Consider the following 13,237-nt stretch of genomic DNA (forward strand, 5'->3'; position numbering starts at 1 on the left):
ATATTTACCGCTCTAAATTTTATACATGAATTTATTATTAGCCATTGACTGGAATTTCAATCCAGACCTATTCAAATTAGGCTCTTTTCCGATAAAGTATTACAGCTTAATGTATGTGTTGGGCTTTATTTTGGGTTTACAAATAATGAAACACATTTATAAAAAGGATGGAATCTCTTTAGATAAATTAGATCCTTTGTTTATATATACCATTATTGCAATGTTAATTGGTGCTAGACTAGGACATTATTTATTTTATGAAGAAGATTATACAATAGCAGAAGTATTTCTTCCATTTAAATTAAGTCCTTTTGAATATACTGGTTTTCAGGGGCTTGCAAGTCACGGAGCAACTATTGGAATAATGCTTGCGATGTTTTTCTATGCTAAAAAAGTTGTAAAGAAACCTTTTCTTTGGGTATTAGATAGAATGGTAATTCCTTCCGCTTTAGTTGCAGCATTGGTTCGATTAGGAAATTTATTTAATTCAGAAATTGTTGGTAAACCAACGGGAACTGACTTTGGATTTAAGTTTATAAGAAATGATATAAGTGAATACCAAGCAATTCAAAAGACTGGTGCAAAAACTGTAGAAAAAGCGTATGAATTAATTGCTAATAGCTCGCGTTTCAAAGAGGTTTTGGCGGATGTGCCAAATAGATATCCAACTCAGTTATATGAAGCTTTAGGTTATATATTAACTTTTGCCATATTATGGTATGTCTATTGGAAAACAGACAAAAAACAAAACTTAGGTTTCCTTTTCGGATTATTTATGGTACTGCTATGGTCAATACGCTTTATAGTAGAATTCTTTAAAGAATGGCAAGGGGGAATTGAAGAGTGGGTGGATTTTGGTGTGCAATTAAATACAGGTCAATGGCTCAGTATTCCATTAGTTTTGATAGGATTTTTCTTTATGTTTAGAAATAAGCAAAAACAAACTTAGCTTATATTGTCATAACGAATAAACTTTTTTTCGAGGATAAAAATTTGAAATAGATAAAAATTCCCGAAATTAGCTTAAAATATTAGGGATGATTTCTTTCCCACGCTGAATTTTCGATTTTCTTCGAAAGGATAAAGGTAGATAAGGAATGGTTATTTTATTCACTTTAAAATTTTATTAAAATGGCTGTTTTAGACCAATTAACTTCGCAACAAGCGATCGATTTAGAAAACAAGTATGGTGCACATAATTATCACCCACTACCAGTAGTATTGAGTAAAGGAGAAGGTGTTTATGTTTGGGATGTAGAAGGAAAGCGTTATTACGATTTTTTATCGGCTTATTCTGCTGTAAATCAAGGGCATTGTCATCCAAAAATAGTTGGGGCAATGACTTCACAAGCTGAGACTTTGACTTTAACGTCAAGGGCATTTTATAATGATATGTTAGGGCGGTATGAACAATTTGCTACTAATTATTTTGGTTTTGATAAATTATTACCAATGAATACTGGGGCAGAAGCTGTAGAGACTGCATTAAAGCTTTGTAGAAAGTGGGCATATGAAAAGAAAGGAATTGATGAAAATGAGGCGCAAATTGTAGTTTGTGAAAATAATTTTCACGGTAGAACTACTACCATTATTTCTTTTTCTAACGATCCAGTGGCAAGAATGAACTTTGGACCTTTTACTAAAGGATTCATAAAAATAGAGTATGATAACTTAAAAGCTTTAGAAGAAGCCTTAGAAAATAATTCTAATGTGGCTGGTTTTTTAGTAGAGCCTATTCAAGGAGAAGCTGGTGTATATGTACCTAGTGAAGGATATTTAATAAAAGCAAAAGCGTTGTGTGAAAAACACAACGTATTATTTATAGCTGATGAAGTGCAAACAGGTATTGCACGCACAGGTAAGTTGCTAGCAGTAAATCATGAAAATGTAAATCCAGATATTCTAATTTTAGGGAAAGCCCTATCAGGAGGAGCATATCCTGTGTCGGCTGTTTTGGCTGATGATGCTATAATGGGTGTTATCAAACCTGGTAATCATGGTTCTACATTTGGTGGTAATCCTGTGGCGGCAGCTGTAGCAATTGCAGCATTGGAAGTAGTTGAAGAGGAAGGATTGGCTGAAAATGCTGAAGAGCTTGGTAAAATATTTAGAAATAGGATTGCCGAATTTGCAAAGGCGAATGACTTAGTGAGCCTTGTAAGAGGTAAAGGATTGTTAAATGCTATCGTTATTAATGATGTCGAAGATAGTTCTACTGCTTGGGATATTTGCATGAAGTTAAGAGATAATGGTTTATTAGCTAAGCCAACACATGGAAATATTATTCGTTTTGCGCCACCTTTGGTTATGAACGAAGAGCAACTAGAAGACTGTATATCTATTATAATTAATACTATTTCTGAATTTGAAAAGTAGAAATATATTTATTCTTAGAATATTGATAGCAGCTATTATGCTGCTATCTTTTTCAGATAGCATTTCCGCGCAAAGCGATAAAGAAGAAGAACTTAAAAAAGTAATAAGTACTTTTTTTAAAGGATTACAAACCGGTGATACACTTACGCTAAAAAGTACGTTGACTGATAATGTTGTTTTACAAACGGTACATATTAATAAAGAAGGGAAATCTATTTTGCAAACGGACGATTTAAAAAAAGTTTTAAATAGTATAGCAAATAAAAAGCCTGAAGATATTTGGGAAGAAAACTTACTTTCATATAACATACAAATTGATGGAAGTATGGCTAATGTTTGGACACCTTATGAATTTTATTTTAATAAAAAGTTTAGTCATTGCGGAGTGAATTCTTTTCAATTATTTTATAATAGTTCTGAGTGGAAAATAATTTATCTAATAGATACTAGAAGACGTAAAGGTTGTAAAGAAGAATAGATTAATTCTTATGGAAGAGGTTACCGATAATAAAGAAATTACCCTAGAAGAGTTTAATAGTTTAAACTCTAATGCTGAGTTGCTTAAGTTAATTAAGAATAAAGATGTGCATCAACGTTGGATAGAAAAAAGGATGCATTATGAAAAAGAAAAAAGATTACTTCAAATAGAGTTAGTTAAACTTCAACAATGGGTAGTAAAAAATAAAAAACGAGTAGCTATTATTTTTGAGGGTAGAGATGCAGCTGGTAAAGGAGGCTCAATTCGCAGATTTACAGAACATTTAAATCCAAGAGCATCTAGAACTGTAGCCTTAAATAAACCTACGGAAATAGAAAGAGGACAATGGTATTTTAGACGTTATATAAAAGAATTACCAAACCCAGGAGAGATTGTTTTTTTTGATAGAAGTTGGTATAATCGAGCTGTTGTAGAACCTGTTATGGGGTTTTGTACAGAAGCACAGTACGATAAATATATGTTACAAGTACCAGATTTTGAGCATATGTTATATGAAGACGGAGTGCATGTTATAAAATTTTGGCTTTCAATTTCTAAAGAAGAACAACTAGAGCGATTTAATGACCGTATTGGTAATCCGTTAAAACGTTGGAAGTTTAGCCCGGTAGATAAAAAAGGACAAGAATATTGGGACCGTTATACCTTGTATAAAGAACTCATGTTCAGTAAAACACATACAACTTATAGTCCTTGGATGATTGTGCATGCTAATGATAAAAAAACTGCACGTTTAGAAAGTATGCGTTATGTTTTGTCTAAATTTAATTATAACGGAAAAGAAGCTTCGGCAACTACATTGTTTCCAGATCCAAATATTATAATGCGTTATCACCGTTCATCACATCAAATAGATTAATATGGAAAAGTTTGTTTTAGATGAAATAGGAGGTAAAAAGCTTAATTCTAAAAAAGGCTTATTAGCCTTATTATCTCGTGAGCCATATAACTTACAAAGAGCAATTCGTTACGTAGATTATGAAAAACGTTTAGCTAGGTTGCAGGTTGAATTGATAAGATTGCAAACTTGGGCGATACAAAATAATGAGCGTATTATCATCATTTTTGAAGGGAGAGATGCAGCTGGTAAAGGTGGAGCTATTCGTAGAATTACCGAACGTATTAATCCTAGACATTTTAGAATTGTGGCTTTGCCAAAACCAACAGAAGAAGAAAGTACCCAATGGTATTTTCAACGTTACGTGAATCAGTTTCCTATGGCGGGTGAGATAGTTTTCTTTGATAGAAGTTGGTACAATAGAGCAGTTGTAGAACCAGTAAATGGATTTTGTACGCAAGAAGAGTATAAAATTTTTATGAACCAGGTAAATAACTTCGAACAAATGATTACTGAATCTGGTATTCGTTTAGTAAAAATTTATATGTCAATTTCTAAGCGAGAACAAGCAAAAAGATTTGCCGAAATTAAAAATGATCCGCTAAAACAATGGAAGATGACATCGGTTGACGAAAAAGCTCAAGAATTGTGGGATGTGTATACAGAATATAAGCATAAAATGTTTGAAAATACCAAATTAGCAAAACAACCATTTAAGATTATTAAAGCGAATAGAAAAACTTTGGCAAGAACAGCAGCTATTCAACACATTCTAAACTCAATACCTTACGATAAAGATTTAGAGATATAAAAAAGCCAACTCATTGAGTTGGCTCTTTTATATTAGATTATTGCCATTGTTCCATCATTTCATTTGCTTTTTCCATATAGCCATCTATTCCACCTACTGAGTAAATGACGAAAATAGTATAAATCAATATTAATATACCCAAAATTAACCCTATAATAGAAGTAATTCTACCCGTATTTGCGTTATTCATTCCATCATACATATCTGGACTTTCGTCATATAATGTTTTTGCTTTTTTGGCCTCATTCATCCCTATAAAGCCTAATACAATACCTGGTACCCCCCAACAACAGCAAGCGGTTACAATAGATATAATTCCTAAAATAAGCGAGGATTGAGAATGTGGTAATTTTTGTTTTTCCATAATTTGGTTGTTTTTGATTAAAATATTTTTAGTAAGTAATTTATGATCATAATTGCCACATTGGTAATAAAAAGTATTAATAAAATCCTATGACCAATTTTAAAATTGAATTTTAGATGTAGAATCAAATACCCGAACATAATTATAAGTGTATATATAGCTGGATACATGTAAAAAGCATCTATAAATTCTCCTTTTAGCAAATGAATAATAGAGCGTTGCATACCGCAACCAATACAGTCTGCACCAAACTGCTTTTTTACTTGGCAACTCAACATATGCTTTTCTAAAAAAGAAACAATACCGCTCATTATTTAAATTTCTTTAAAAGTATAAAAAATAATACTATTGTTTTTACTTTTATAATTGTGAATTCAGAATTGAAAATAGGAGATAAAGTTGCAGTATTAGACGATACCATTCGCGGTCAAGTTTCTATGGTGAACGAAAATATGATTACCATTGTTACCAGTGATGATTTTTCTCTAATATATGATGTTTCGGAATTGGTTTTAGTAACTGAAAATCAAAAGCAGTATTCAAAATACATAGATATCAAGAATAAAGATTTAATTGAAAAAGAAAAGCCCAATAAAACTCTAATATCCAAGAAAAAACCTAAAAAACAACCACCTTTAGAAGTAGATTTGCATATCCATCATTTAACAAGTTCTACTAGAAGAATGACAAATTATGAAATGCTCACTTTACAATTAGAAACTGCTAAGAAACGTCTTGATTTTGCCATTAAAAAGAAGATTCAACGAGTAGTTTTTATTCATGGTGTTGGCGAAGGAGTGCTTAAAAAAGAATTAGAATTTCTGTTAGCTAAATATAATGTTGAAGTCTACCCAGCATCTTTTCAAAAATATGGCTTTGGCGCTACAGAAGTATATATTTATCAGAATAATTAAGGAGTTACTATAGAAGAAGGATGACTGCCAAAATCTAAAGTGTCAAATCGTAACTCTTCACCATTGCTTTCTAATACTAGATCGATAAAAGTTATTTTATTATTTAAACTGCTTGGATCTCCATTGGTATCATTAACTACCTCCGTATCAATAACAATACTTCCTGATGTCGCTTCCCAATTTCTAGTAATTGTTGGTGTAGTAGGTGGAATACTTTGACAAAAATAACTAGTAGTAACACTTTCGCTAAAGAGCCTGTAGGTTATAGACCTGTCGCTTCCTATGCTTAAGGTTTTACTTAAATCAGTTGGTACAGCACTAGGGATATCACCGCTTGTCAAGGTTAAAATTAGTGCTTCAAGACTATTATTGTTTCCTAATTTGTATAATACCGTATTATCATTACAATGATTTATAGTCGAGCTGAAGTCAAAACTTGGTATTTCAAGATCTCCATCATTACAAGATAAAAAAGTGATTACTAAAAAAAAGACATATAATTTTTTCATTAAAACAAAAATAAAGGTTTTACAATTCAGAGCGAAACATATGGAGCTTATTTTAGTTATTTTTGCATCAGTTTAATAACAATGAAAAAAGTATACCTAGATAACGCTGCTACTACACCAATTTACCCTGAAGTAATAGAACGAATTACTGAAGTAATGACTAATACCTTTGGCAATCCTTCTTCTACACATCAATTTGGTAGAAAAGCCCGTGTTATTGTAGAAGAAGCTCGTAAAGGTATTGCCAAGCATTTTAATGTTACGGCTAGTGAGGTAGTTTTTACATCTGGTGGTAGCGAAGCTGATAATCTTATTTTGTGTAATGCTGTAGAAAATTTAGAGGTAAAACATATTATCACTTCGAAAATTGAACATCATGCAGTATTACATACAGTAGAGGCTATTGAGAGAGAACATTCTGTCAAAGTAAGTTTTGTAAATCTTAACGAGAAAGGAGAAGTAGATTTTGATCATTTAGAAACATTATTGCAAGAGAATGATCAAAAAACGCTGGTTAGCCTCATGGCAATTAATAATGAATTGGGTAATATTTTGGATACCAATCGGGTTTGCGAGTTATGTAAAGAATACAAAGCCTTATTTCATTCTGATACGGTACAAGTCATTGGGCATTATAAGCTAGATTTACAGGAAACGTCTATTGATTTTATTACAGCTAGTGCTCATAAGTTTCATGGACCAAAAGGTGTTGGTTTTGCGATCATAAAAAAAGGATTTGGTATTAAACCTATTTTAATTGGCGGTGAGCAAGAGCGTGGTGCACGTGCGGGTACAGAAAATGTACATAATATTGCCGGTATGCATACAGCTTTGGATATTTGTAACACTGAAATGGAAAAAGATGCTGCATACATTAGTCAGTTAAAAGAATACTTTATTGAAAAATTGACTGAACTTGATGCTAGAATACAATTTAACGGACTTTCTGATAATTTAGATAAAAGTACATATGTCACTCTAAATGTTCGTTTCTCTAAAGAATTACCAATGTTATTGTTTAACCTTGATCTTAAGGGTATAGCGGCCTCTGGTGGTAGTGCTTGCCAAAGTGGTAGTAATAAAGGCTCTCATGTGTTAAATACTATCTTACCAAAAGAAGATGCCATGAAAACTTCGGTGCGTTTTTCTTTTAGTAAATACAGTAGCAAAGAAGATATTGAATATACTATCGAAGTGCTAAAGAGTTTTTTATAGCGTTCGTTTAACTCTAAGCTAAGAGGAGTTTTAATTCCATTTGGCGACTGTTAAACGAAGTTCGTATTTTTTACTGAGAATGTCAAGAGTAATACTTCAACAAAAAACAGAAGCATTGCTTCTGTTTTTTGCTAGAAATTAAAATAATCTATTTTCTTTTCTTTTGTTGAGATTGTTGCTCTTGAGCTTGTTTCATAGCATCATCTAAACGTTGTCTAAACTTACTTTTCTTTTTCTCTGGGCGTGCCTTGTTCTCTTCAATCTGTGCATGTATCTTATTCTCATCAATAACATAATTCTTAATCACTAACATAATTGCAATAGTTAATAGATTAGAGATAAAGTAATATAAACTCAAACCACTAGCATAGTTATTAAAGAAGAATAACATTAGTAATGGAGAAAAATACATCATCATCTTCATCATTTTACCCATATCTGGCATGCCTTCTTGTGCGGGAGGAGTCATATTAGCTTGTTGACTCTGCGTCATACGCATATAAAAGAAAATTGCAATAGAAGCTAATATTGGGAATAAACTTACATGATCACCATAGAAAGGTATCTTAAATGGTAATTTAAAGATGGTGTCATAAGATGATAGATCGTTTGCCCATAAAAATCCTTTTTGACGTAGATCGATGCTTGTTGGGAAAAACTTGAATAAGGCAAAGAATATTGGCATTTGTATCAATGCAGGTATACAACCGGATAACGGGCTTACGCCAGCTTTACGCTGCAATGCCATGGTTTCTTGTTGACGTTTCATAGCATTTTCTTTACCCGGATACTTATCATTAATAGCTTTCATTTCTGGTCGTAAAACCTTCATGCGAGCACTAGATAAATACGATTTATAAACTACTGGAGACATCAATATTCTAACAACAATTGTCATTAGAATAATTAGTAACCCATAATTATTTATAAATGAACTTAAGAAATTAAAAACTGGTACAAAAACAGCACGATTTATCATACCGAAAATACCCCATCCTAAATCAACAGTTTCATCTAGATCTGTACCCTCATATTCTTTTAAAATTTTGTAATCACTTGGTCCATAGTACATATTCATGGCGTAGTTTAATTCGCCACTTTTCATTTCTAATGGAGCACTTACTGCAAACTTTCTAAAAGTAATCGTATCTCTATCTTCATCTTCAACTAAATTTTTTGACTCTATTTTTGCTGTTGCAAAAGGAGTGTCAGTTTTTAAAATAGAAGTAAAGAAGTGCTGCTTAAAAACAACCCAATCTACGTCCTGTTCAGTTTCATCATCATCCTTATTTAAGTAGTCAACATCATCTTCAGCTTTATAATAATACCAGGTATACATATCTTCCGCGTAAGCACTTTTTTCATTTCTATACGCGTTTAACTGCCAATCTAAATTAATAGGTTGAGATGCATTAATAACATTGCTTAGACCTTGAGAACGAATTCCAAAATCTAACATATAATTATCTGGTTTTAGCTCGTAACGATATTCTAAAAATCGATTGGCATCAACTTTTAGCTTCATTGAAAGCACCTGATTTTCACCATTCTTGGTTAAAGAAGGCTCAAAAAACAAGTCTTTAGTGTTTAAAATACGATTGTCGGTAGTACCAAAATTGATGTTAAAAGAAGCGTTGGCATCTTTTATTAAATATAAAGGTGCTTTTTTCCAAGTTTTATAATCTTTCAATTCTACTTCTATAATCTGACCACCTTTATTGCTGATTTTTATTTTTACCAGATCATTTTCTATGGTAGTTTCTTTCCATGTCGCGGAAGGCAAAGTTGCGCTATAAGCAAATGCACCTAATTGATTTTGAACTTTTACTTGATTTAATGAATCTGATTGATAGGAAGTAGCTGTAGAATCAATTGATATTTGATCTACCGGAGCGGTATTTTGCTGAATTCTTTGAATTGAATCTTGAACTTGTTCTGTTTTTTGTTGTTGAAGTTCTTCTTGAGTTGGTTTATTCATCTGAAAATACCAAATCATAATTAACCCTAATAAAAAGAATCCTATAAGAGAATTGAGATCGAATTTTTTTTCTTCCATATGTGTAAATGCCAAAATGGCATAAATAGTTTAATATTAAGTGGTTAAAAATCAGACAAGCGCTTGAAGTAAGCTAGTAGATTTTTACTGCGCGAAAGTATAAAAAACTAGGCAAATAGTTAGATTTGAGTAACTTTTATTTCTTAATTATTATGGAAAATTTGAATCAAAAATAATTTTAGAATTTTTCGCTAACTCTATAATTCAAAGAGTATTCCAAACGGGTTGTTTGTCAGTAAATATATTTAGAAGTACTTTTTTATAGCAATAGATAAGTCTTCCGCTGCCGCTGGATTATTTCTAAACCAAAGTTCTGGCTCAATCAATTCTAATTCGGCCAAGGCAATTTTAGCATTATTGTCATTAAAGATATCAACCCTCGCATACATAGGCTTTGGATCACATGCATTTACAGCTTTTTCTGCAAAAGTTACCTCATCTTGTGTAGGAGTGTAAATATGTACTGAACCACCGAAATCATCTTGTACTCTGAAATCTCCTTTTTTGGCAATCTTTAAAACTGCATGTGTGTAGTTTCCGTCAATTAGAACTAATGACTTTTCACCTTCAGAAACTATATTATATTGAAAAGGTTGTAAGAGCATGGGTTCGTTTTCAATCAGTTCTTTAAAAATTTGCTCATGTTCTTGTAGATTCTCTTTAGTAATTTTATAGGTATGTCTGGCCGCTCCAGAGAATACGGGCTTTAAAACTGTTTCATTAAAATTGTATTGAGCGTATAGTTCTTGTAATGTTTTTGTTTGGTCTTTTTCTATAAAGATGGTCTCAGCAATATGTATACCTTTTTGTTCTAGGTCTTTTAGATAGCGTTTATCAATATTCCATAGAATGATGCTTTCTGCGTTAATCATTTTTGTTTGACCACTAATTCTATTAAGCCATGCAGAAAACTCATCAAAACGATCAAAATAATCCCAAGTTGATCTAAAAAGTACATATTCAGTGTTAGACCAATCAAATTCTGAGTCATCCCAAGAAAGACGTGTGACGTTGAGTCCTTGTTTTACCAAAGCTTTTAGAACCAATTCATCTTCTAACAGTACATTTCGGTTATTGTCATTAATCTCTTCAGGGTTAACATACCGATGATCAGTAAGTATAACTACATCGTAGATTTTCATTTACTTAATGATTAAAAATTTTATAAAGATGCTCAAATTTTTCTTTGGTCAATTCATATAGGTTTACTTTTTGCTTAAAACTTATCCTACCAGGAATTACCTCATGTGTATTAATAAAATCGAAACCCAATTTTCGTAGTGTACTGTTAGGTGCAGGGTTTAAAGCATAAGGTCTACAGTATAAAGTTTTGAGTTGAAATTTTTCGAAGAAGTAAGGAATACTCTTTTTAACAAATTCAAACCCTAATCCTTTATTTCGGGTAGTATTTCTCCACATATGTAAATGCATAAACGCTTCAGAGCCAAATTTTATATCGTTAATATTACAGTGGCCAACCGACAGGCTATCCAATTGCCAAGTAACATAATAAATTGACTTTTGTTTGTTTTCTTTTTTAAATTCATTAACCATGTAACCTAGCCAATCCTTTTTTGTTGGTAGCTTATTCGGATCTGCACCCATGCTCAATAAAAACTGAGGATCTGCATCTAAAAAATAATTGATAATGTTTTCAATATTTTCAAAAGATAATTCTTTAACAGATAGCTTATTTCCCATTAGCCTTTGTTTGCTTGATAATAGTTTAAAACGTGCGACGGAATATCAATTTCGGCTTTGAGATCTTCATCTGAAATGGGATATTCGGCTATTTGTTTTATTGGAACTAATCCTGCCCAGACAGGTAGGTCATAATCTTCTGGCTCATCATTAACGCCAACGTCTCTAATTTTTGCAGAAGCAGTTTCTATTGTCATTTCTGCAACTAGTGTGCGATCTAATTCTTGTTGATGCATTGATCTAATACCCTCCCAGCGGCCGACCATCATATGGTCCATAAAGCATTTTAATGCCATTTCTTTTTCATTATCATTTTCTACTTTTTTAACCGAACCAAATAAAGTAGCAGAGCGATAGTTGACTGAATGATGTAACCCAGAACGAGCTAAAACAAGAGCATCTAAATGCATAACGGTCATGCTCATTTCTTTAGCATCGAGTAATGACAATAACATTCTATTGCCCTGAGAACCATGCAGATATATTTTATCTTTATTTCTACCATAAGCCATTGGTAAAGTTATAGCACCACCATTGTACACATAACTTACATAGCCAATAAAACCAGCATCTAGAATTTTATTAATTTTTTCTACATCGTAAGTAGCTCTATTCGCTCCTCTTTTTACACGATTTAGTTTAGTTTTTGAATATTCTTTCATGTTATTTGAATATAATAGTCATTACGGTAATTTTCAAAGTCAGGATTTTCTGATTTGCCTAGAACATGCTGTATCCATGCTTTACGTTCATGATAAAAAATTTCTAATTCCCAAATACAAACCAATTGCTTCGGATCATAAATTGATGGTTCAACTTTCGATGGATTCTCAAAATCTGCAAAATAGATTTTGGTTTCAACCATATTTTCACCAGTCCACCAACTTAATAAAATTAAAACGCCTTCTCTAGCTTCATGGACAATTAAAAATGCATGCTTATGTGTCGGAATACTAGATTCTTTTGCATTTTCAATCCATTTTGGTAATGCCTTGATACCAGTCTCTAATGATATATCTGATTCAAAGCTTACTTTGTTAGTTATGGTATAGACCTTAATATTAAAATCATCAACGCTTACATTTTTTATAAATTCTATTTTTCTCGCTTGATAATGATCAAACTCTTTATTACCTATCTTTTGGGTCAAGTTTTCCATATTTATTAACCTTTTTTTGAGCTTCGATCAAATTTTTTGGTTCTAAAATTTTCTTCTTAGAAGCTGGATATTTTCTGACCATTACTTTTGGTCGAATTGGCCTTTCAACAAAATTTCCACCACAACTAGGGCATACATTTTCGAATAATTCTAAGGCGCAATCTTTACAATAAGTACATTCGAATGAGCAAATCATAGCTTCTGTAGAAGTATTCGGTAAGTCTTTACCACAATGCTCGCAATTTGGTCGTATTTCTAACATTATAAATACCTATCCTTTACAATTTCAATATGCCAGATGTCATGACCTGGTATAATAAAAGCTGCTGCGCCTGCTGATAAATGACTACCGCTTGCATTACCTATAAACCTTAAGCTTTCATCAGATAAACTTTTTAAAAGTGCAATTGAATTATCTCTATTTACAATAAATTCATTTAGTAAATTTTCAAATGATTTTAGATCCGCACCAGAAGGTGCGATATACATGTTTTGATCAAAACCAGCCAATGCTGTTTTATCATTTCTAGCTATGCGTAGACATCTATACATAAAAATACGTTCGGTATCAATAAGATGTTGTAAGACTTCTTTAATGCTCCATTTTTCTAGTTGATACTTATAATCTAACTTATCATTAGGTATAGATTTAAAGAAACGTATAACATTTTGCTTACCAGTTGAATAACTGTCAATAAGTTCACTATCATTTGGTAATTTATCAATATATCTACCATAATACTCATTAAAGTCTGACGACTTCAAGTCTGATTTTTTCATGTGCTGTTAATTTTATAA

At 32.0% G+C, this 13,237-nt stretch carries 17 protein-coding genes; 7 read left to right on the plus strand and 10 right to left on the minus strand.

The genetic code is table 11. The features are described 5' to 3' along the window. Positions 1-25 precede the first annotated feature (25 nt). The 5 genes from lgt to ppk2 (AC1EUV_RS09375) all read left to right on the plus strand — a co-directional run bounded on the left by lgt (position 26) and on the right by ppk2 (AC1EUV_RS09375) (position 4,521). On the plus strand, positions 26-949 hold the full coding sequence (gene lgt / locus AC1EUV_RS09355; RefSeq protein WP_480198434.1) for a prolipoprotein diacylglyceryl transferase: 924 nt from the start codon (positions 26-28) through the stop codon (positions 947-949). Between the two features lie 182 nt (positions 950-1,131). Continuing rightward, the gene (gene rocD, locus AC1EUV_RS09360; protein ID WP_480198435.1) at positions 1,132-2,376 is read left to right on the plus strand and encodes an ornithine--oxo-acid transaminase; all 1,245 of its coding nucleotides are present in this window, start codon (positions 1,132-1,134) and stop codon (positions 2,374-2,376) included. A gap of 37 nt (positions 2,377-2,413) precedes the next feature. Next, positions 2,414-2,854, plus strand: a complete 441-nt coding sequence (locus AC1EUV_RS09365; RefSeq protein ID WP_480198436.1) for a nuclear transport factor 2 family protein — start codon at positions 2,414-2,416, stop codon at positions 2,852-2,854. Positions 2,855-2,864: 10 nt separating this feature from the next. Continuing rightward, entirely contained in the window at positions 2,865-3,731 is an 867-nt protein-coding gene (gene ppk2 / locus AC1EUV_RS09370) for a polyphosphate kinase 2 (protein ID WP_480198437.1), read from the plus strand. Position 3,732: 1 nt separating this feature from the next. Then, positions 3,733-4,521, plus strand: coding sequence for a polyphosphate kinase 2 (gene ppk2, locus AC1EUV_RS09375; RefSeq protein WP_480198438.1), 789 nt, complete (start codon positions 3,733-3,735; stop codon positions 4,519-4,521). 37 nt (positions 4,522-4,558) lie between these two features. Here ppk2 (AC1EUV_RS09375) and AC1EUV_RS09380 read toward each other — a convergent pair whose 3' ends face one another. Further along, entirely contained in the window at positions 4,559-4,885 is a 327-nt protein-coding gene (locus AC1EUV_RS09380; RefSeq protein WP_480198439.1) for a CCC motif membrane protein, read from the minus strand. 17 nt (positions 4,886-4,902) lie between these two features. Next, positions 4,903-5,196 (minus strand): DUF2752 domain-containing protein, encoded by a 294-nt coding sequence (locus tag AC1EUV_RS09385; RefSeq protein ID WP_480198440.1) that lies wholly within the window; start codon positions 5,194-5,196, stop codon positions 4,903-4,905. A 69-nt stretch (positions 5,197-5,265) separates the two neighbouring features. Here AC1EUV_RS09385 and AC1EUV_RS09390 point away from each other — a divergent pair, with 69 nt between their 5' ends. Continuing rightward, positions 5,266-5,799 (plus strand): Smr/MutS family protein, encoded by a 534-nt coding sequence (locus AC1EUV_RS09390; RefSeq protein ID WP_480198892.1) that lies wholly within the window; start codon positions 5,266-5,268, stop codon positions 5,797-5,799. Here AC1EUV_RS09390 and AC1EUV_RS09395 read toward each other — a convergent pair. Further along, entirely contained in the window at positions 5,796-6,308 is a 513-nt protein-coding gene (locus AC1EUV_RS09395) for a hypothetical protein (protein WP_480198441.1), read from the minus strand. The genes AC1EUV_RS09390 and AC1EUV_RS09395 overlap by 4 nt on opposite strands. An 81-nt stretch (positions 6,309-6,389) precedes the next feature. On the opposite strand from AC1EUV_RS09395, the gene AC1EUV_RS09400 reads away from it, so the two are divergent. After that, complete coding sequence (locus AC1EUV_RS09400; RefSeq protein ID WP_480198442.1) at positions 6,390-7,523, plus strand: cysteine desulfurase family protein; 1,134 nt, start codon at positions 6,390-6,392, stop codon at positions 7,521-7,523. A gap of 148 nt (positions 7,524-7,671) precedes the next feature. Here the strand turns inward: AC1EUV_RS09400 and yidC are convergent, their stop codons facing one another. The 7 genes from yidC to AC1EUV_RS09435 form a co-directional block, all read right to left on the minus strand. Further along, positions 7,672-9,579 (minus strand): membrane protein insertase YidC, encoded by a 1,908-nt coding sequence (gene yidC / locus AC1EUV_RS09405; protein ID WP_480198893.1) that lies wholly within the window; start codon positions 9,577-9,579, stop codon positions 7,672-7,674. A gap of 245 nt (positions 9,580-9,824) precedes the next feature. Further along, a complete protein-coding gene (locus AC1EUV_RS09410; RefSeq protein ID WP_480198443.1) occupies positions 9,825-10,721 on the minus strand; it encodes an ATP-grasp domain-containing protein in 897 nt (298 codons plus the stop codon). A 4-nt stretch (positions 10,722-10,725) separates the two neighbouring features. Continuing rightward, a complete protein-coding gene (locus AC1EUV_RS09415) occupies positions 10,726-11,280 on the minus strand; it encodes a GNAT family N-acetyltransferase (RefSeq protein WP_480198444.1) in 555 nt (184 codons plus the stop codon). Beyond that, positions 11,280-11,942: a pyridoxamine 5'-phosphate oxidase family protein gene (locus tag AC1EUV_RS09420; RefSeq protein WP_480198445.1), complete on the minus strand. Its 663-nt coding sequence runs from the start codon at positions 11,940-11,942 to the stop codon at positions 11,280-11,282. Before AC1EUV_RS09420 ends, AC1EUV_RS09415 begins: the two co-directional genes overlap by 1 nt. Further along, the gene (locus tag AC1EUV_RS09425; RefSeq protein WP_480198446.1) at positions 11,939-12,439 is read right to left on the minus strand and encodes a hypothetical protein; all 501 of its coding nucleotides are present in this window, start codon (positions 12,437-12,439) and stop codon (positions 11,939-11,941) included. The genes AC1EUV_RS09420 and AC1EUV_RS09425 overlap by 4 nt, the downstream gene beginning before the upstream one ends. Next, a complete protein-coding gene (locus tag AC1EUV_RS09430) occupies positions 12,411-12,701 on the minus strand; it encodes a DUF1272 domain-containing protein (protein ID WP_480198447.1) in 291 nt (96 codons plus the stop codon). The genes AC1EUV_RS09425 and AC1EUV_RS09430 overlap by 29 nt, the downstream gene beginning before the upstream one ends. Then, positions 12,701-13,219 (minus strand): DinB family protein, encoded by a 519-nt coding sequence (locus AC1EUV_RS09435; protein WP_480198448.1) that lies wholly within the window; start codon positions 13,217-13,219, stop codon positions 12,701-12,703. The genes AC1EUV_RS09430 and AC1EUV_RS09435 overlap by 1 nt, the downstream gene beginning before the upstream one ends. Positions 13,220-13,237 lie beyond the last annotated feature (18 nt).

This window comes from Maritimimonas sp. 2304DJ26-3 (genome assembly GCF_056591635.1).